This window comes from Pseudomonas fluorescens (assembly GCF_902498195.1).
GTDB classification, from domain to species: domain Bacteria; phylum Pseudomonadota; class Gammaproteobacteria; order Pseudomonadales; family Pseudomonadaceae; genus Aquipseudomonas; species Aquipseudomonas fluorescens_BU.
In genome coordinates, this window is sequence record NZ_CABVIY010000002.1 from 998,099 (window position 1) to 1,018,190 (window position 20,092).

The following is a 20,092-nucleotide window of genomic DNA, read 5'->3' on the forward strand; positions in this document are numbered from 1 at the left end:
GTCAGTCCTCGGTTTTAGGCGATGTGGTATCGGTGTCATGCAGGTGACGGGACAGGTAGATGCCCTGGCCGACCAGGAACAGCAGCGTCATGCCCAGGCTGCCGAAGACCTTGAAGTCGACCCAGTAGCTCTGGAACGTGAACGCGACGAACAGGTTGGCGGCACCGCAAAACAGGAAGAACACGATCCAGGCGATGTTCAGGCGCGTCCAGACCGGCTCCGGCAGGGTCAGCGCATGGCCCATGATGCGCTTGATCAGCAGGCGATCACCAATGAAGTGGCTGCCGATGAAGCCCAGGGCAAACAGCCAGTTGACCACCGGGGCCTTCCATTTCAGGAAGGTCTCGCTGTGGAAGGCCAGGGTCAGGCTGCCGAAGACCAGGCAGGCGATGAGCGTCAGCCACTGGCTCTTCTCCAGCTTGCGCTGTTTGAGGAACAGCGTGCCGTAGACCACCAGCGAACTGATGATCAGCATCGCGGTGGCGCTGTAAATACCGCCTACAGTTACCTCGTGGCCGGCGATGTCGACGACCCGTGGATCGATTTTGAAGACGATGAAAAACAGCAGGAGCGGGATGAAATCGATGAATTGTTTCACAGTGGCAGCCAGAAGCAGGATGTGGCGGCATAATAACAAACATATGGGCGCGCGATAGCGCCAGCTGATTTGAGGTTAAAAAGCCTAGTGAATGTTGATTTGCACTGCCATAGCACGGCCTCCGATGGCGCCCTGGCGCCTGCGGTTCTGGTTGCGCGTGCGTTCGAGAACGGCGTGCGAGTCCTTGCCCTGACCGACCACGACACCCTCGAAGGCCTCGAAGAAGCGCGACACGCGGCGCATGCGTTGGGGATGCAACTGGTCAACGGCGTCGAGTTGTCCTGCACCTGGGGTGGTGCGACCATCCATGTGCTGGGCTACGGTTTCGACGTCAATGCCGCGCCGTTGGTCGAGGCGATTGCCAGATTGCACGATGGCCGCTGGCTACGGTCCGAAGAAATTAGTCGCAAGCTGGCCCTGAAGGGCATGCCCGGCGCGCTGGAAGGTGCCCGGGAAATCCAGCAGGCCCTGGGCGACAGCGGTAACGCGCCGGCCCGGCCGCATTTCGCCGACTGGATGGTGCGTGAAGGGTTCGTCAAGGATCGCGCCGAAGCGTTCCGCAAATGGCTCGGTGCCGGCAAACTGGGCGACGTCAAGCAGCACTGGCCGACCCTGGAGGAGACCGTCGAGACCCTGCGCGCGGCCAAGGCCTGGGTCAGCCTGGCGCATCCCTGGCACTATGATTTCACCCGCAGCAAACGTCGCCGGCTGATTGCCGACTATATTCAAGCAGGGGGCCACGCGATCGAGGTGGTCAATGGCCATCAGCCTGCCGAGCAAGTGGGCAGCCTGGCCATTCTGGCCCGCGAGTTCGGTCTGCTGGTCAGCGCCGGCAGTGATTTTCATGGCCCTGGAGGCTGGTCCGAGATCGGTGAATACCGCCCGCTCCCGGAGGATCTGCCACCACTGTGGTGTCGGTTCAAACATGACCCAATTATTGCCGTCGTCTGAACAGGTAGAGAATGTGAGTCAATTTTTCCAGATTCATCCGGAAAACCCGCAAGCGCGCCTGATCAAACAGGCTGTCGAGATCATTCGCAACGGCGGGGTGGTGATTTATCCCACGGACTCTTCCTACGCCATCGGTTGCCAGATCGGCGACAAGGTTGCCGTGGAACGCGTTCGCCGCCTGCGCCAGCTCGATGAAAAGCACAACTTCGCCTTGATCTGCAGCGATCTGTCGCAGCTGGGCCTGTTCGCCAAGATCGACACCGGCACCTTCCGTATTCTCAAGGCTCATTTGCCGGGGCCGTACACCTTCATTCTCAACGCCACCCGCGAAGTCCCCCGGCTGCTGCTGCACCCGAAAAAACGCACCATCGGCCTGCGGGTGCCGAGCCATCCGATCGCCCTGGCGCTACTCGCCGAGCTGGGCGAGCCGCTGATGAGCGTGACCCTGATCATGCCCGGCGATGAGGATCCGCTCACCGATCCTTATGAAATGCGCCAATTGCTCGAACATCAGGTCGATTTGATCATCGATGGCGGTTTCGGCGGGATCAAGGCGTCCACGGTGATCAGCCTCGCCGACGGCGAGCCGGAAGTGATCCGCGTCGGTTGCGGCGACCCTGCGCCGTTCATGGCCGAGGCCTAGATGTCCGCAGTAGAACCCGTTGACAGTCAGGCCGGAGCCCAGCAAGAGCTGCCCTTCGCCATGGTCTATGGCCAGGCGGTCATGGAAATGCCGCTGGACCTGTACATCCCGCCGGACGCGCTGGAAGTCTTTCTCGAAGCCTTCGAAGGCCCTCTCGACCTGCTGCTGTACCTGATCCGCAAGCAGAACATCAACATCCTCGACATCCCGGTGGCGGAAATCACCCGTCAGTACATGGGCTATGTCGAGTTGATGCAGTCGGTGCGCCTGGAACTGGCCGCCGAGTACCTGGTGATGGCCGCGATGCTGGCCGAGATCAAGTCGCGGATGCTGTTGCCCCGGGCGGAAACCGTCGAAGACGAGGAAGAAGACCCGCGCGCCGAACTGATCCGCCGCTTGCAGGAATACGAACGCTTCAAGGCTGCCGCTGAAGGCATCGATGGCTTGAGCCGCGTCGGTCGTGATGTGGTGGTGCCCAAGCTCGATGCGCCGGAAGCGCGGGTACGCAAGCTGGTACCCGATGTGCGTTTGTCAGAGTTGCTGCTGTCCATGGCCGAGGTGCTGCGCCGTGGCGACATGTTTGAAAGCCACCAGGTCAGCCGCGAGGCGCTGTCCACCCGCGAACGCATGAGCGATGTGCTCGACAGGCTCAAGGGCGGCGGTTTCGTGCCGTTCGTCGAGCTGTTCACCGCCGAGGAAGGGCGACTGGGCGTGGTGGTGACCTTTATGGCAATCCTCGAGCTGGTCAAGGAATCCCTGGTCGAGCTGGTGCAGAATGAGCCGTTCGCAGCCATTCACGTGCGAGCCCGAGCCGAATAACGAGTTGAATCATGAACCTGAGTGAACCCCGCGAGCTGGCGCCACTGCTTGAAGCCTTTCTGTTGGCCTCGGGAAAACCGCAATCGATGGAACGGCTGTTCGAACTCTTCGAGGAAGCCGAGCGTCCGGAGCCGGCGGTTTTCAAGAAAGCCCTGACTATTTTGGGCAAGTCCTGCGAGGGACGCGCGTTTGAGCTGAAAGAAGTCGCTTCCGGTTATCGCCTGCAAATTCGCGAAAAATTCTCGCCGTGGGTCGGTCGTTTGTGGGAAGAGCGCCCGCAGCGTTATTCCCGGGCGATGCTCGAAACCATTGCGCTGATCGCCTATCGCCAGCCGATCACCCGGGGTGAAATCGAAGACGTGCGGGGCGTCGCGGTCAACAGCCAGATCGTCAAGACGCTGATGGAGCGTGAGTGGATCCGCATCGTCGGTTACCGCGACGTGCCGGGCAAGCCGGCGATGTTCGCCACCACCAAGGCGTTTCTCGATCACTTCAACCTGAAGAATCTCGACGATTTGCCGCCGCTGGCAGAACTGCGCGAGCTGGAACCTGATCCGGTGCTTGATTTCGACGACGCGCCGGTGCCCGCCTCGTTGCAGGCGTTGGCCGATGCCAGCGCCGAGCCGGAAGAGCCCAAGGAGGAAACCAGTTTCCATACCTTGTTGCTGGAGCTCGACAGCATGGAGGAGGGGATCAAGACCGATTTCGATGACTTGTTGCGTGATGGTGAGGTGTCGGGGGTTGATCCTGAACTCGCTGAGATACAGCCGGAAATTGAAGTCGTCCAGGTTGAACCGGAACCCGAGCCAGACGTCGAGCCAGAGCAAGAAGACGACGTCCTTGGCGTTGCCGAAGCTCGCGAAAAACTGCTGGCAGCCGTTGCCGCTCTCGAACAGCCAAAGCCCGAGTTGAGCGACGAAGAGGCCGAAGCCCTGGCGCTGGCCGAAGCCATCGAAGCCGAGCGCCGCCAATTCGACGACTGACCCACTACCTGTGGGAGCGGGCTTGCTCGCGAAAGCGGTATGTCATGCAAAGCAGTGCTGGCTGACACCCCATATTCGCGAGCAAGCCCGCTCCCACAGGTTTTTTTGTTCAAACTGCGCGCCACCGGTCGGCGGAAAAGCCAATAACCTTGCATCGATCAGCTAGTCTCTGATGCGCGAACGCCGCCATGAGCGTATGATTCGCGACCCTTCGGCGATCCCTTCGCCAAAGTACCCAGTTTTCAGACCACACCGGGAGGTGCCCAGATGAGTATCAACGACCAGAAAGACGACCAGCCAATCGGCCCAGCAGGCGAAAAACTGCAAAAAGTCCTCGCCCGTATCGGCGTCGGCTCGCGCCGTGACGTGGAAGCCTGGATCAGCCACGGCCGCATCAAGGTCAACGGCAAGGACGCGACCCTCGGTCAGCGTGTCGATATGCATGACGCCATCACCATCGATGGCAAGGTGATCAAGCGCGAAGAAGCCGCCGAGTCGGTACGCCGCGTGATCATGTACAACAAGCCCGATGGCGAAATCTGCACCCGTGTCGACCCGGAAGGTCGTCCGACAGTGTTCGACAAGATGCCGCGTCCGAAAGAAGGCCGCTGGATCAACATCGGTCGCCTGGACATCAACACCACCGGCCTGCTGATGTTCACCACCGACGGCGAGCTGGCCAACCGCTTGATGCACCCTTCCTACGAAATGGACCGCGAATACGCGGTACGTGTGCGTGGTGAAGTAGACGACGAGATGATCGAGCGCCTGAAAGCGGGCGTTGTGCTCGAAGACGGTCCGGCCAAGTTCACCGACATCAAGCAGGCACCCGGCGGCGAAGGCTTCAACCACTGGTATCACTGCGTGGTGATGGAAGGCCGTAACCGTGAAGTTCGTCGCCTGTGGGAATCCCAGGGGCTGGTGGTCAGCCGTCTGAAACGCGTGCGTTTCGGTCCGGTGTTCCTCAACTCCGACCTGCCGATGGGCCGCTGGCGCGAAATGAGCCAGTACGAAGTCGACATTCTGAGTGCTGAAGTGGGCCTGACCCCGGTGGCCATGCCGCAGATGAACGCCAAGAGCAAGGACAAGCTTGAGCGTATGCAGCGTAAGTCGTCCCGTCCGATGGCCAAGACCGAGCGCGTGCGTACCCTGCGCCCGGCTACCGGTGAGGCGGCTACCAGCCCGCGTCAGAATCGCGAACCGCAGATCGAAGGCGAGCGTCCGGCTCGCAAGCCGGCAGCGCGCCAGGACGGTGAGCGTGGCCCACGTACTCCGCGTCCGGCCAACGGTCGCACCGAGCGCGGCGAAGGTCGTGATGCGCCAGCCGGTCGCGGTACGCCGGTAGCGGACCGTCCGGCCGACACCAAGCGCCCGGCCAAGCCTGCGCCGAAGCGTCCGGGGATCAAACTGGTCGACGGCGACAAGCCGTCGGGCAAGCGTCGCGGCGCACCGGCCGGTTCCGGCCAGCGTCCGGGGTTTGGTCGTAAAAAACCAGAGTAAGGCAGCTACGAGCTTCAAGCTGCAAGTGAAAACGCCAACCTTCGGGTTGGCGTTTTTTTTGTTCTGGCCTACATAAGTGGTGTGGTGTTTTTCAGTGCGCCTTCGCGAGCAAGCCCGCTCCCACATTTGAACCGCCTACACCTCGGTCCAATGTGGGAGCGGGCTTGCTCGCGAAGGCGCTGGTATGAATCGCCGCAATATCCAGGATGGAATGCCAGTTTTACAGCTTGTAAAGAAAGGCTGACAATTTACGGCGATTGGTCTCGTGAAATCATCATCCTGCAAAGGCTGTAAGAAAATTCTTCCGTTTTCATATGCCCTCAATGCATCCCCCCGCTCTATCCCGCTTGTTTCCACTCGCCAGGCAAGGTGTCATGCGCTCCATGCCTGTCGTGCAGGTGCATAACAAAAAGGAGGCGCAATGAACGCCGCAATCCATTTCCAGCGCTCCGCGCGGGCCGGTTTTCCTGCCGTCCCCGTCACTGGCCCGCAAAGGCCCGACTCCCTTTTTGCAACCGCCCGAGGCGCTCGTGGCGGACACAGGCAATCCCGGCAAACGACACACTGATCCAGTGGGTCTGGCAGCAGGGGGTTAGCGGTGTACAATGCGCCGCGTTTTATACCTGTGACCTCCTGCGCATCTGCGCAAACCTCAAGGCTACCCGCCTTGTTCACTCCGCCGCGTCACGAGCGTGTCGGGTTCGATTTCGTCACAGATAAAAACAAACAGGTGACGCATGACCGTTGTAAATACGCTGAACTCCTGGTGCCTGCGCTGGGGTTTGATCGGTGCCGCTTAACGTCTTTCCTGAGCAGCAACGTCTACAGAACATCATCAAACCTTGCGTGAGACCCTTTTCATGAGTGGACAAAACTCGCATTCGGGCGAGCTGAAACGCGGCCTGAAAAATCGCCACATTCAATTGATCGCCCTCGGTGGCGCCATTGGTACCGGTTTGTTCCTCGGCTCGGCCGGGGTACTGAAATCCGCCGGCCCGTCGATGATCCTCGGCTACGCCATCTGCGGCTTCATTGCCTTCATGATCATGCGCCAACTGGGCGAAATGATCGTCGAAGAGCCGGTGGCCGGTTCCTTCAGCCACTTCGCGCACAAATACTGGGGCGGCTTCGCCGGCTTCCTGTCGGGCTGGAACTGCTGGATCCTGTACATTCTGGTGGGCATGTCGGAGCTGACCGCGGTCGGCAAATACATTCACTACTGGGCGCCGGACATCCCGACTTGGGCCTCGGCTGCCGCCTTCTTCGTGCTGATCAATGCGATCAACCTGGCCAACGTCAAAGTCTTTGGCGAAGCCGAGTTCTGGTTCGCGATCATCAAGGTCGTGGCGATCGTCGGTATGATCGCCCTGGGCAGCTACCTGCTGGTCAGCGGCCATGGCGGTCCGCAAGCGTCGGTGACCAACCTGTGGTCCCACGGTGGTTTCTTCCCGAACGGCGTCAGTGGCCTGGTGATGGCCATGGCGATCATCATGTTCTCCTTCGGCGGCCTGGAAATGCTCGGTTTCACCGCAGCTGAAGCCGACAAGCCGAAAACCGTGATCCCGAAAGCCATCAACCAGGTGATCTACCGGATCCTGATTTTCTACATTGGCGCACTGGTGATCCTGTTGTCGCTGACGCCATGGGACAGCCTGCTCGCCACGCTCAACGCGTCCGGTGACTCCTACAGCGGCAGCCCGTTCGTACAAGTGTTCTCGATGCTCGGCAGCAATACCGCCGCGCACATCCTCAACTTTGTGGTCCTGACGGCGGCGTTGTCGGTGTACAACAGCGGCACCTATTGCAACAGCCGCATGCTGCTGGGCATGGCCGAGCAGGGCGATGCGCCCAAGGCCCTGGCGAAAATCGACAAGCGCGGCGTGCCGGTGCGTTCGATCCTGGCCTCGGCTGCCGTGACGCTGATCGCGGTACTGCTGAACTACCTGATCCCGCAAAACGCGCTGGAACTGCTGATGTCGCTGGTAGTGGCCACCCTGGTGATCAACTGGGCGATGATCAGCTATTCGCACTTCAAGTTCCGCCAGCACATGAACAAAACCCGCCAGACGCCGCTGTTCAAGGCCCTGTGGTACCCGTACGGGAACTACATCTGCCTGGCGTTCGTGGTGTTTATCCTGGGTGTGATGCTGTTGATACCTGGGATCCAGGTGTCGGTGTACGCGATCCCGGTGTGGGTGGTGTTCATGTGGATCTGCTACGGCATCAAGAACAAGCGTCGTGATTCAGCTGCTGTGGTGAGCACTGCAGCACAAGGGTGAACACACACCCTGTAGGAGTTTTCGCAGGCTGCGATCTTTTGATCTTGCTTTAAAGAATGAAAAGATCGCGGCCTGCGGCAACTCCTACAGGGGCTAGCCGAGTCATGAGCCAAGTTCAGATGCAGAAAAACAAAAGCCCCGACAAGTCGGGGCTTTTGTTTTTCTGGCGTTCGGCTTACATGTTCGGGTAAGTCGGGCCGCCAGCACCTTCAGGGGTCACCCAGGTAATGTTCTGCGCAGGGTCCTTGATGTCGCAGGTCTTGCAGTGAACACAGTTCTGGGCGTTGATCTGGAAGCGCTTCTCGCCGTCTTCCTTGGTCACCACTTCATACACGCCGGCCGGGCAGTAGCGCTGGGCAGGCTCGTCGTACAGCGGCAGGTTCTTGCTGATCGGGATGCTTGGATCGGTCAGCTTCAGGTGGCACGGCTGCTCTTCTTCGTGGTTGGTGCCGGAGATGAACACCGAGCTCAACTTGTCGAAGCTGATCTTGCCGTCCGGTTTCGGGTAGTCGATCTTCTTGCAGTCGGCCGCCAGTTTCAGGCACGCGTAGTCCGGCTTGGTGTCGTGCAGGGTGAACGGCAGTTTGCCGCCAAAGATGTTCTGGTCCAGCCAGTTGAAGCCACCGCCGACGATCGCGCCGAACTTGTGGATCGCCGGGCCGAAGTTGCGGCTGGCGAACAGTTCTTCGTACAGCCAGCTGTTCTTGAAGCTGTCGACGTACGCCGTGAGTTCATCGCCGCCTTCGGAGTCGGCGAACAGACGATCGGCCACGGCGTCAGCGGCGAGCATGCCGGACTTCATGGCGGTGTGGCTGCCCTTGATCTTGGCAAAGTTCAGGGTGCCGAGGTCGCAACCGATCAGCGCGCCGCCCTTGAACACCATCTTCGGCAGCGAGTTTAGGCCGCCTTTGCAGATGGCGCGGGCGCCGTAGCTGATGCGCTTGCCGCCTTCCAGGTACTGCTTGAGCACCGGGTGATGCTTGAGGCGCTGGAACTCGTCGAACGGCGACAGGAAGGTGTTGCTGTAGGACAGGTCGACGATCAGGCCAACGACTACCTGGTTATTCTCCAGGTGATAGAGGAATGAGCCACCGGTGTTCTCGGTGCCCATGATGTCCATCGGCCAGCCGGCAGTGTGGACCACCAGGCCAGGCTGATGCTTGGCCGGATCGACTTCCCAGATTTCCTTCAGGCCGATGCCGTAGTGCTGCACGTCGGAATCGTTGTCGAGGTTGAAGCGCTTGATCAGCTGCTTGCCGATGTGGCCACGGCATCCCTCGGCGAACAGCGTGTACTTGCCGCGCAGTTCCATGCCCGGGGTGTACAGGCCTTCTTTGGGCTGACCTTCGCGGTCAACGCCCAGGTCGCCGGTGATGATCCCGCGTACCACGCCGTTTTCGTCGAAGAGCGCTTCCTGGGCGGCGAAGCCCGGGTAGATTTCCACGCCCAGGTTCTCGGCCTGCTGGGCCAGCCAGCGGCACAGGTTGCCCAGGGAGATGATGTAGTTGCCTTCGTTGTGCATGGTCTTGGGCACAAAGAAGTCTGGAACTTTCTGCGCGCTTTCGGCGTTCTTGAGCACAAAGATATCGTCGCGGGTCACCGGCGTGTTCAGCGGCGCGCCGAGTGCTTTCCAGTCCGGGAACAATTCGTTCAGGGCCCGTGGTTCGAACACGGCACCGGACAGGATGTGAGCACCGACCTCGGAGCCTTTTTCAACCACGCAGACGCTGATTTCCTTACCGGCTTCGGCGGCCTTCTGCTTCAATCGGCAGGCGGCGGACAGGCCAGCGGGGCCGGCACCGACGATGACCACGTCGAATTCCATGTATTCGCGTTCCACAGGCTATCTCCTACTCAAGGCTCAACAGTTTTTTCTAATTTTTAAGGTTCGGTGTCGCATCCATGAATCCCGGCGCAACGTCGGGAGCGGACAATCGATCAACCACCTTTCTCTTTGGGTGGCGCATTATATCTACACCACTGTCAGGGTCCAATACAAACGTTTGTTTGAATTGGCTCAAAGCCAGAGAAATCAAAGTCACGCGGGTTATGAACGGCTATTTTGCCGTATTGACCGGAATAGGTGTTCCGGTCAAGATACGGGCGGTTTTGCGCTCGCCGTAGGCTGACTGTTGGTTTCAAGAGCACCTCTAAAGACAGGGCGATGGCAGTACAAAGTGATGCGCGGTTCAGGTTGGCCGCACAGTTTACACGCCGCGATATTGAATGACTCGTCAGTCACTCCTGACGAACGGTCATAAGCATCGTGAGCGATGGTCACTTGACACGAATGCCGGCGTTTTTAGAGGTGCCCTTGCGCCCGATGAGCATCAACCGCCAGGTTCGCCTAGGCGACTTTCTTTTCACCGGAGAGTAACGAGGAATCCATGAAGGTTCTTGTAGCTGTCAAACGCGTTGTGGATTACAACGTCAAGGTCCGCGTCAAGGCGGACAATTCCGGCGTCGACCTCGCCAACGTCAAGATGTCGATGAACCCATTCTGCGAAATCGCAGTGGAAGAAGCCGTACGCCTGAAAGAGAAAGGCGTTGCGACTGAAATCGTCGTCGTCTCCGTGGGCCCGTCCACCGCTCAAGAGCAACTGCGCACCGCGCTGGCTCTGGGTGCCGACCGCGCCATCCTCGTCGAATCCGCCGAAGATCTGACTTCCCTGGCCGTTGCCAAGCTGCTCAAGGCTGTTGTCGACAAGGAACAGCCTCAGCTGGTGATCCTTGGCAAACAAGCCATCGACAGCGACAACAACCAGACCGGCCAGATGCTCGCTGCACTGAGCGGCTACGGTCAGGGCACGTTCGCTTCGAAAGTCGAAATCAGCGGCGACAGCGTAGCTGTTACCCGTGAGATCGACGGCGGCGCGCAGACCGTTTCCCTGAAACTGCCGGCCATCGTCACCACCGACCTGCGTTTGAACGAGCCGCGCTACGCGTCCCTGCCAAACATCATGAAAGCCAAGAAGAAGCCTCTCGAAGTGCTGACTCCGGACGCTTTGGGCGTTTCCACCGCCTCCACCAACAAGACCGTGAAAGTCGAAGCGCCGGCTGCACGCAGCGCGGGTATCAAGGTCAAGTCGGTGGCTGAACTGGTCGAGAAACTGAAAAACGAAGCGAAGGTAATCTAAATGACTATCTTGGTTATTGCTGAACACGACAACAAAGTGCTGGCCCCGGCCACGCTGAACACTGTGGCTGCCGCTGCCAAAATCGGTGGCGACATCCACGTGCTGGTAGCAGGCCAGGGCGCTGGCGCGGTGGCTGAAGCCGCTGCGAAAATCGCTGGCGTGAGCAAAGTCCTGAACGCTGACAACGCCGCTTACGCGCATCAGCTGCCGGAAAACGTTGCTCCTCTGGTTGCAGAGTTGGGCAAGGGCTACAGCCACATCCTGGCTGCCGCTACCTCCAACGGCAAAAACATCCTGCCGCGCGTTGCCGCTGCACTGGACGTTGACCAGATCTCCGAGATCATCTCGGTAGAAAGCGCCGACACCTTCAAGCGTCCGATCTACGCCGGTAACGCCATCGCTACCGTTCAGTCGAACGCTGCGGTCAAGGTGATCACCGTGCGTGCCACCGGTTTCGACCCGGTTGCCGCTGAAGGCGGTTCGGCTTCGGTTGAATCCGTTGCCGCTGCTCACGATGCTGCGATCTCCAGCTTCGTTGGCGAAGAGCTGGCCAAGTCCGATCGTCCGGAACTGACCGCTGCCAAGATCGTCGTTTCCGGCGGCCGCGGCATGCAGAACGGTGACAACTTCAAACACCTGTACGCCCTGGCCGACAAGCTGGGCGCTGCCGTCGGTGCTTCGCGCGCCGCGGTCGACGCAGGTTTCGTACCCAACGACATGCAGGTCGGTCAGACCGGCAAGATCGTTGCTCCACAGCTGTACATCGCCGTCGGTATCTCCGGCGCGATCCAGCACCTGGCCGGCATGAAAGACTCCAAAGTGATCGTAGCGATCAACAAGGACGAAGAAGCGCCGATCTTCCAGGTGGCCGATTACGGCCTGGTGGCGGACCTGTTCGAAGCGATCCCTGAGCTGGAGAAGCTGGTCTAATCCGGCGGCTTCACTTATAAAGAGCCCGACCTTCTGGTCGGGCTTTTTTTTGCCTTTTTCCCTTGTAGGAGCTGTCGAGTGAAACGAGGCTGCGATCTTTTGATCTTTCGCTTTGGATTCAAGCGGGCCTGAAAAGATCGCAGCCTCGTTTCACTCGACAGCTCCTACAGGGGGCACAACCAGTTTTGAGTGGAGTGTAGTGCCATGGATCTGCGTCGCGTATCTGGCTGGTCAATGCTGCTGGGAATGGCGCTTTTGCCAACGTTGTCGATCGCCGCAGGCAAGTGCGAGCGCCTGGTGGTGACCGGCAGCCCGGATGCGCCACCCTACCTGTGGCAAGACCCGCAAAACCCCAAGCACCTGATCGGCGCCAGTGCCGATTTGTTGCAGCAAGTGGCGGGAGAGTTGGGCATCAAGGTTGAGCTGCTGTATGCCGGCAAACGCTCCCAGGCACTGGAGGAGGTACGCAGCGGCCGCATGGACATGCTGGCCGATGCTTCGTTGTCGGTCAGCGAGTTGGAAACCCTGGACTACATTCATCCACCGTTGCTGGAGAATGATTACCTGGTCTGGACCCGCAAGGATTCGCCACTGGTCTACAACGAGGTGCAGGACCTTCATGGTCATCCCGGCGCTTTGTCGGAAAAGTCCCGGCTGACCTCGGCATTCGCCACGTTCGCCGAGCAGCAATTGACCCTCACCCGCACGTCCAATCTGACCCAGGCCTTTCAGAAATTGCTGTTGGGCGAGGTGGAGTTTGTCCTGGCCGGGCGCTACTCGGGCATGGCGATGGCGCAGACCCTGGGCATGGCCAACGACCTGATTGCGCGGGCGCAACCCGTCGATAAGCCGGGATTGTTTCTGGCGGTTTCCCATAACTCGGCCTGCAACGATCCGTGGTTGCGCGGACAGCTGGCCAAAAAGATGACAGAATTGCCCGCGTCCGGACTGACGGAAGCTGTGCTGCAACGCAACATAGAGCGTTGGGACACGCAGCAGAAACATCCTGTCAGTACCCCAAAACAGTAGGGATTTTTAGTGAGTATTCCACCTCTTTTCGCTGCCCTGGCCGTTCTGGCTCTGGCGGGTTGTGCAGCCGATCCGGCGCCGAATGAACAAATGCGCCTCACCGCGCAAGCGCTGGAACAAGCCAAGGCTGTGGGCGCCACGGCCGATGAAGTGCCGGAAATGAAACTGGCCGAAGACAAATACAAGCGCGCCCAGGGCAGCATGGCGGATCAGTCGTTCAAAAACGCGCGCATGCGGGCCGAGCAGGCCGAACTGGACGCGCGTTTGGCTGAAGCCCGGGTCCTGACCCTCAAGAGCGAGGAACAGTTGACCGTGCTCAATACCCGCATCGCCCGGCTGCGCAAGCAATTGGGAGATGCCCAATGAGCCTCGGGTCCAAGGTTATCGGCGGTTTGATCCTGGCCGGTTGCGCGAGCCTTTACGGTTGTGCCGGTCAGCACAGTGAAGCGGCGTTGCAGCAAGCCGGTGCCGACTTCCAGAAGGTCAAGGAAGACGCCAACGTGTTACGCATCGCGCCCAAGGATGTGATTCGCGCCGGTGAGTCCCTGGCCCGTGCCGATCGGTTGTCCAGCTACTGGGGCAGCAGTTCGGACGTGGCGCAATACGCTTACCTGAGCCAGCGCTACAGCGAAATTGCCCGTGAACACACCAATCAGGTGCTCAACGAAGAGCGCGCGGCCAAGCTCGAACTGGAACGCCAGCGCCTGCAACTGGCCTTGCGCGAGTCCAAGCTGCTCAGTGTGCAGCAACAGGGCAAATGGCTCGAAGAGCAGATAGTGGCGCTGGCCACTACGCAGACTGACCGTGGCTTGGTCATGACCTTGGGCGATGTGCTGTTCGACACCGGTGAAGCGGAGTTGAAAAACTCGGCCAACCGCGTGGTGTTGAAGATCGTGCAGTTCCTGCAGCTCAACCCCAAGCGCGTGGTGCGTATCGAAGGTTACGCCGACAGTACCGGCGGCAAGCAGGAAAACCTCAAGCTGTCCCGTGACCGTGCGCAATCGGTGGCGGACGTGTTGATGGACCTGGGCATCGACGACAAGCGGATCAAGGTCGAAGGCTACGGCGACGAGTACCCGGTGGACGCCAACGCTTCCGAGCGGGGACGCGCGCAGAACCGTCGGGTGGAAATTGTGTTCTCCGACGAAAAAGGCCAGCTCGGCGCCGCCCGTTAAGGGTTGCGTCTCTGGAAAGCCCGGCCTGCCTGTCAGTGCCGGGTTTTTTTACGCCTGCCAATCACTGCACATTTTCAACACAAGCAGTACAGATTTTGCTGACACTGCACTGTATGGTCGACTATTGTGGCAACTGTCCCAGTACACTTCTAAACTGTTACGGTATCTTTTCTACAAGAATAAAATGCCTGTGAAATCGAGTGCTGCGTCATGACCAACCTCTTGCTCTACCAACGTATTGCTCAGCAACTGGCTGAAGATATCCGCCGGGGTGTCTATCAACCGGGGGAGCGCGTGCCTTCGGTGCGCAAGATGAGTTCGCAGCTCAATGTCAGCCATGCCACGGTCTTGCAGGCGTATGCCAACCTCGAAGACCAGGGCTTGATCCGCGCGCGGCCACAGTCGGGTTATTACGTGCACCAGACACCGGCCCTGACCGCGCCGACGCCGGACATTGCCCGGGTCGAACGCCCGGGCCTGGTGACCCGAAGCAGCATCATCCAGCAGGTACTGGTCGAATCCCGCCGCGAAGGGGTGTTCCCCCTGGGCGCCGCTGTGCCGAGTGTCGAATACCTGCCGGTTCGGGCGCTGCATCAGCAATTGGCCAAGGTCACCCGTTTTCATAGCCCTCGCGCATTCAGCTACATGTTCAGCCCCGGTTTCGAGCCGCTGCGCCGACAGGTGGCGATCCGCATGCGCGATGCCGGCGTGGTGGTCGACCCGTCGGAAGTGGTGATCACCCATGGCTGTGTCGATGCCTTGCAGATGTCACTGCGGGTGCTGACCCGGCCCGGCGATCTGATCGCCGCCGAGTCGCCGACCTACTACGGCTTGCTGCAACTGGCCGATCTGTTGGGGCTCAAAGTCATCGAGATCCCCAGCGACCCGTCCACCGGCATGAGCCTCGAAGCCCTGCAACTGGCGGCCAACCAATGGTCGATCAAGGCACTGGTGCTGACCACGCGCCTGAGCAATCCACTGGGCGGGACCATGCCCGAAGAGCGGCAGAAACAACTGCTGCGCCTGGCGTCGGATTTCGATATTCAGATTGTCGAGGACGATATCTATGGCGAACTGATGTTCGAGCAGGGGCGCACCAAGGCGCTCAAGGCTTACGACCGCCTGGACCGGGTGATCTATTGCTCGAGTTTTTCCAAAACGTTATCGCCGGGCGTGCGTATCGGCTGGATGATCGCCGGCAAGTTCCAGCAGGAAATCCAGCGCTTGCAGACCTTCAGCACCCATTCGGCCTGCAGCGTAACGCAGATGGGCATTGCCGCTTATCTGGAGAACGGCGGTTACGACCGGCATTTGCGCTACATCCGTCAGGAATACCGCAAGAACCTCAGCGCCTTCCAGCTGGCGGTGCAGCAATACTTTCCCGAAGGCACGCAGATGACGCGGCCAACCGGTGGCTTCATTTTGTGGGTGAGCCTGCCAGGCAGGGTCAATACCCAGGAACTGCATGTGCGTGCCTTGCAACAGGGCATCAGTATTGCGCCGGGGCTGATCTTCAGTAACACCGAGCAATTCAATCACTGCATCCGGCTCAATTGCGGCATCCCCTGGAACCGTGAAGCGGAGCGTGCGTTGATGACCCTGGGCATGCTGGCCACCCAACTGTGCCAGGAAATGGCTACCGGCTTTTGATGACGCGGGCAGGTGACACTTGCCCGCGCTTGTCATGACGCTTGCAACAGGCGAGCATATGGCCCCTCTGTCGTTCGCGCGAAATGCGCCGTTGGGTCCATGAAACCGATTTTTCCTGTCGCCTGGTTCTTGATCTGCCTGTTCGTCAGTGCTCAGCCGGTTGCCGTGATGGCCGCTTCCGTTCAGGACAAACCGGCGGCCAGCGCCCCTTCGAAAAAAACACCTCCCGCGAAAAAAACGCCACCGGTCAAGCAGAAAGCCCCGGCGGTGAAAAAGCGCCCACCGGTTGCCTCCAAGTCGAAGCCGGCCAGTGAAGTGGTGAAAACCCAGCTGCCTTCAGCCAATCTGGATTTGAGCCTGCCCAAGGACATGGTCGAAGAATTGGAGCCGGTCGGCACCGTGCCATTGCCCAAGCGCGACCCGGTGTTGCCGCAAATGTTCGGTGAAAAAAGCAGCCAGTTTCAGCTCAACGGACGGCTGATCAGTAACGAAATGCAGTTGCAGCTGCGCAACGAAGAGCGCCGTGAAGTCGAGGGCGCCGCACTGGAATTCGAGTTCAAACGCTGATTCCCGCCCATCCGTGACCCGTTTGGCCGACGCTTTGTCGGAGACTGGCCGGTCACGCCTGTTTCCGGGAAAAAACCCCGGGTGAAACAATTTAAAACAACTGTTTTAGCGGTTACTCTGTGCCCCGTCCTTTTACACATCACCCGTCGCGAGGAGCTCGTCGTCATGAAATGCCGTGAAGGCTGTGGCGCCTGTTGCATTGCCCCATCCATCAGCTCGCCCATTCCCGGAATGCCCAATGGCAAAGCCGCCGGGGAACGCTGCCTGCAATTGTCCGCCGACAACCTGTGCAGCATTTTCGGCAAACCCGAGCGCCCGGCGGTTTGCTCGGCGTTCGAGGCCGACGTCGAGGTGTGCGGCGCCAGCAGTGAAGAAGCCATCAGGCTGATTGGCTGGTGGGAGCAAATGACCGCCGCGTGATGTGTTCTACGAACGGAACTTCAACAATAAGGAATAAGACTATGGGTTCGCTGCATCGTATGGCTGTGCTGTGTGGGTTGACGGTTGTCTTGGCTACGTCGGTCGCCCAGGCCGAAGACTGGAAAGTCGCCAAGAATGAAGACGGCATCAAGGTGTCCCTGAGTGAAGTGGCCGGTTCCGACTACAAGGCTTACCAAGGCGTCACCCTGATGAAAACCACCATGGCCAAGTTGCGCGCATTGCAGGAAGACGTCCCTGGCGCCTGTGCCTGGATTCACGAGTGCAAGACCCAGAAGTTGCTCAAGCACGAAGGCGATCAGAGCTGGACCTACACCCAATTCAATACCCCGTGGCCGGTCACTCCGCGTGATTCGGTGCTGCATGTCACCACCGTTGAAGGCGCCGACGGCAGCCTGACCCGCAAGCTCGAAGGTGTGCCCAAGTACCTGCCGGAAGAGAAAGGCTTCGTACGGGTTACCAAGGTGGATGGTTTCTGGAAGTTCGTGCCCAAGGGCGATCAGATCGAAGTGACGTATCAGGTGCATACCGAACCGGGCGGCAGCATCCCGTCGATGGTCGCCAACAAGTTTGTGGTCGATGCGCCGTTCAATACCCTGAAAGCCCTGAAAGAACGCGCCGAAAAATAACCCGCCTGTCGTTTCGAAAAACGCCCCGCTTCGCTCGGGGCGTTTTTTTAAAATTTGTTTCCAAATGCACGTTCCACAATATTTTCACAATGTGTCCAAGACAATTCGCCCCCCTGTCGACGGGCTTGCCAGTAATGAATGGTAATGCAGTGATCGTTCGGGCAACATTTGCACACCGCGCAAACCCCGCGCCAGGTACTGGCAAGTAGAGGGCAGGGCGCAGCTGTATTTTTGAAACTTCAACTTCCAATGGGTCCTAAAACGACATGGCAATCCCGGACGCCCTGAATCAGCAGCGAGCCTCGAGTCGCCTGCTGCAACCCACCGTCAAATCGCATCTGGCCTACACGCTGCTGTGTGCTCTGGTCATGATGGTGATGTTTTCCGTGCTGCGCCTCGCGCTGCTGGTCTACAACCGTGAAATGATCCTCGATACACCGGCCTCGACCTTTATCGAAGCGTTCGCCAACGGCCTGCGCTTCGACCTGCGCCTGGTGGTTTACCTCAGCATTCCGTTGTTGCTGGCACTGTTCAGTGCCCGGGCGATGGCGGCGCGCGGGTTTTTCCGCCTGTGGCTGACAGTAGCCTCCAGCATCGCGCTGTTCCTTGGCCTGATGGAGATGGATTTCTATCGTGAATTCCACCAGCGCCTCAACGGCCTGGTCTTCCAGTACGTGAAGGAAGACCCGAAAACCGTGATGAGCATGCTCTGGTACGGTTTTCCGGTGGTTCGCTACCTGCTGGCGTGGGCCGTAGGCACCTGGCTGCTCAGCCTGGCGTTCAAGGGCGCGGACCGTGCGACCCGTCCTCGCGGCCCTTTCAGCGGTGGCAGCATCGGCACTCGCCAGGTGGCGCCCTGGTACACGCGCGTCATGGTGTTCGTGGTGGTGCTGCTGATCTGCGTGGTTGCCGCCCGTGGCACCCTGCGCCAGGGCCCGCCGATGCGTTGGGGTGACGTCTACACCACCGACTCCAACTTCGCCAACCAGTTGGGCCTCAATGGCACGCTGTCCCTGGTAGCTGCGGCGAAGAGCCGGATGTCCGAAGATCGCGACAACATCTGGAAAGCCACGCTGCCTCAACCGATGGCGCAGCAGACCGTGCGCGACATGCTGGTGATGAAGGACGACAAACTGGTGGATGGCGAGACCGCGGCGGTGCGTCGCGACTACACGCCACCGGCCGACAAGACCCTGCCGATCAAGAACGTCGTTGTGATCCTGATGGAAAGCATGGCCGGTCACTCGGTCGGCGCGCTGGGCGCATCGGGCAACATCACGCCGTACCTCGACAAACTGTCGAAGGAAGGCCTGCTGTTCGACCGCTTCTTCTCCAACGGTACCCACACCCACCAGGGCATGTTCGCCACCATGGCGTGCTTCCCGAACCTGCCGGGTTTCGAATACCTGATGCAGACACCCGAAGGCAGTCACAAACTGTCTGGCCTGCCGCAGTTGCTCAGCGCCCGTGACTACGACGACGTGTATGTCTACAACGGCGACTTTGCCTGGGACAACCAGTCGGGCTTCTTCAGCAACCAGGGCATGACCAACTTCATCGGGCGTAACGACTTCGTCAACCCGGTGTTCTCCGACCCGACGTGGGGCGTGTCCGACCAGGACATGTTCAACCGTGGCCTGGAAGAGTTGAAAGCCCGCGACGGCAAGGACAAGAAACCGTTCTATGCCTTGCTGCAAACCCTGTCCAACCACACCCCCTACGCCTTGCCGACGCCATTGCCGGTCGAGCGCGTGACCGATCGCGGCAGCCTGAACGAACATTTGACCGCCATGCGTTACGCGGACTGGGCACTGGGTCAGTTCTTCGAGCAGGCGCGCAAGGAGCCGTACTTCAAGGAAACCCTGTTTGTCGTGGTCGGCGACCACGGCTTTGGCAACGAGCGTCAGATCACTGAAATGGACCTGGGGCGCTTCAACGTGCCGCTGCTGCTGATCGCACCCGGCATCCAGGAGAAGTTCGGCACCCTTGACCACACGGTCGGTACCCAGGTCGACATCGTGCCGACCATCATGGGCCGGATCGGTGGCGAAGTGCGTCATCAGTGCTGGGGACGCGACCTGCTCAACCTGCCTGAAGGCGATACCGGTTTTGGTGTGATCAAGCCCTCGGGCAGCGAGCAGACCACGGCCATTGTGACCGCGGACCAGATTCTGGTATTGCCACGGGATAAGGACATGGCGCCGAAAATGTACCAGTACGAACTGGGCGCCAAGCCGCACGCCGAAGTCGTGCCGGATGCACCGCGCACCGCCGAGATGAAAACCAAGCTGGAAGCGTTCCTGCAAACCGCGACCAAGAGCCTGATCGATAACACCGCCGGTGTGATCGATGGCAAGCCGGACTAAGTCACTCTCCGGTTGAGCTGAAACCCATCGCTCAAGCCTCTACGCCTGCTTGTTTAAAGCGAAAAACAAGATCCGATGCCCATTTGGGCATCGGATTTTTTTGCATTTGCGGGACGCGATGTTCCGCAAATAAAGGTACATACCTGTCAACTCTGACAGTAGACGGTCCTGCGATTTGGGCGTTTTATACAGTTGCTTCTGCCGCCTGATCCGACGAGTGCGATAGCGCCGTTGATGGCGGGCAGTGCGAAGGATGAGTGTCGGTTTGTTCCTGTCTCTATGGCTTTCGGGCCATGTCTTGGTCATGCAGTGGAGCAGTATTGGAAGACATTCCAATAGAAAACATCGGGGTTGGCATTGGCGCTTCATGGCCGGCCACTTCGGTTCAGGTGGTTCGC

18 protein-coding genes are annotated in these 20,092 nt (G+C 59.6%); 16 read left to right on the forward strand and 2 right to left on the reverse strand.

The genetic code is table 11. The features are described from left to right. Position 1: 1 nt before the first annotated feature. Complete coding sequence (locus F8N66_RS10160; protein ID WP_150770027.1) at positions 2-598, reverse strand: septation protein A; 597 nt, start codon at positions 596-598, stop codon at positions 2-4. Between the two features lie 87 nt (positions 599-685). Between F8N66_RS10160 and F8N66_RS10165 the strand changes: the two genes are divergently transcribed. The 6 genes from F8N66_RS10165 (at position 686) to F8N66_RS10195 (ending at position 7,773) form a co-directional block, all read left to right on the forward strand. Then, positions 686-1,549, forward strand: coding sequence for a PHP domain-containing protein (locus tag F8N66_RS10165; protein WP_150770028.1), 864 nt, complete (start codon positions 686-688; stop codon positions 1,547-1,549). A 13-nt stretch (positions 1,550-1,562) separates the two neighbouring features. Further along, the gene (locus tag F8N66_RS10170; RefSeq protein ID WP_150770029.1) at positions 1,563-2,192 is read left to right on the forward strand and encodes an L-threonylcarbamoyladenylate synthase; all 630 of its coding nucleotides are present in this window, start codon (positions 1,563-1,565) and stop codon (positions 2,190-2,192) included. 120 nt (positions 2,193-2,312) lie between these two features. Further along, entirely contained in the window at positions 2,313-3,011 is a 699-nt protein-coding gene (locus F8N66_RS10175) for a segregation and condensation protein A (RefSeq protein ID WP_191622970.1), read from the forward strand. An 11-nt stretch (positions 3,012-3,022) separates the two neighbouring features. Then, complete coding sequence (gene scpB, locus F8N66_RS10180; RefSeq protein ID WP_150770031.1) at positions 3,023-3,994, forward strand: SMC-Scp complex subunit ScpB; 972 nt, start codon at positions 3,023-3,025, stop codon at positions 3,992-3,994. Between the two features lie 267 nt (positions 3,995-4,261). Next, complete coding sequence (gene rluB / locus F8N66_RS10185; RefSeq protein ID WP_150770032.1) at positions 4,262-5,494, forward strand: 23S rRNA pseudouridine(2605) synthase RluB; 1,233 nt, start codon at positions 4,262-4,264, stop codon at positions 5,492-5,494. Between the two features lie 860 nt (positions 5,495-6,354). Beyond that, positions 6,355-7,773 (forward strand): amino acid permease, encoded by a 1,419-nt coding sequence (locus tag F8N66_RS10195; RefSeq protein ID WP_150770034.1) that lies wholly within the window; start codon positions 6,355-6,357, stop codon positions 7,771-7,773. A 175-nt stretch (positions 7,774-7,948) separates the two neighbouring features. Here the strand turns inward: F8N66_RS10195 and F8N66_RS10200 are convergent, their stop codons facing one another. Further along, the gene (locus tag F8N66_RS10200) at positions 7,949-9,613 is read right to left on the reverse strand and encodes an electron transfer flavoprotein-ubiquinone oxidoreductase (protein ID WP_150770035.1); all 1,665 of its coding nucleotides are present in this window, start codon (positions 9,611-9,613) and stop codon (positions 7,949-7,951) included. Positions 9,614-10,160: 547 nt separating this feature from the next. On the opposite strand from F8N66_RS10200, the gene F8N66_RS10205 reads away from it, so the two are divergent. The 10 genes from F8N66_RS10205 to F8N66_RS10250 all read left to right on the forward strand — a co-directional run bounded on the left by F8N66_RS10205 (position 10,161) and on the right by F8N66_RS10250 (position 19,694). Further along, a complete protein-coding gene (locus F8N66_RS10205; RefSeq protein ID WP_007987229.1) occupies positions 10,161-10,910 on the forward strand; it encodes an electron transfer flavoprotein subunit beta/FixA family protein in 750 nt (249 codons plus the stop codon). Further along, positions 10,911-11,840 carry an electron transfer flavoprotein subunit alpha/FixB family protein gene (locus F8N66_RS10210; RefSeq protein WP_096512851.1) on the forward strand — a complete coding sequence of 310 codons (930 nt, stop codon included), beginning with the start codon at positions 10,911-10,913 and terminating at the stop codon, positions 11,838-11,840. A gap of 204 nt (positions 11,841-12,044) precedes the next feature. Continuing rightward, positions 12,045-12,869, forward strand: a complete 825-nt coding sequence (locus F8N66_RS10215; RefSeq protein WP_150770036.1) for a substrate-binding periplasmic protein — start codon at positions 12,045-12,047, stop codon at positions 12,867-12,869. 9 nt (positions 12,870-12,878) lie between these two features. Beyond that, entirely contained in the window at positions 12,879-13,235 is a 357-nt protein-coding gene (locus F8N66_RS10220; RefSeq protein ID WP_150770037.1) for a DUF4398 domain-containing protein, read from the forward strand. Beyond that, positions 13,232-14,044 carry an OmpA family protein gene (locus tag F8N66_RS10225; protein ID WP_150770038.1) on the forward strand — a complete coding sequence of 271 codons (813 nt, stop codon included), beginning with the start codon at positions 13,232-13,234 and terminating at the stop codon, positions 14,042-14,044. Before F8N66_RS10220 ends, F8N66_RS10225 begins: the two co-directional genes overlap by 4 nt. Before the next feature lie 210 nt (positions 14,045-14,254). After that, the gene (locus F8N66_RS10230; RefSeq protein WP_150770039.1) at positions 14,255-15,694 is read left to right on the forward strand and encodes a PLP-dependent aminotransferase family protein; all 1,440 of its coding nucleotides are present in this window, start codon (positions 14,255-14,257) and stop codon (positions 15,692-15,694) included. A gap of 99 nt (positions 15,695-15,793) precedes the next feature. Next, positions 15,794-16,261, forward strand: coding sequence for a translation initiation factor 2 (locus F8N66_RS10235; RefSeq protein ID WP_150770040.1), 468 nt, complete (start codon positions 15,794-15,796; stop codon positions 16,259-16,261). Positions 16,262-16,426: 165 nt separating this feature from the next. Further along, on the forward strand, positions 16,427-16,681 hold the full coding sequence (locus tag F8N66_RS10240; RefSeq protein WP_150770041.1) for a YkgJ family cysteine cluster protein: 255 nt from the start codon (positions 16,427-16,429) through the stop codon (positions 16,679-16,681). 41 nt (positions 16,682-16,722) lie between these two features. After that, a complete protein-coding gene (locus F8N66_RS10245; protein WP_150770042.1) occupies positions 16,723-17,328 on the forward strand; it encodes an START domain-containing protein in 606 nt (201 codons plus the stop codon). A 266-nt stretch (positions 17,329-17,594) separates the two neighbouring features. Further along, a complete protein-coding gene (locus tag F8N66_RS10250) occupies positions 17,595-19,694 on the forward strand; it encodes an LTA synthase family protein (RefSeq protein ID WP_150770043.1) in 2,100 nt (699 codons plus the stop codon). Positions 19,695-20,092: the final 398 nt, after the last annotated feature.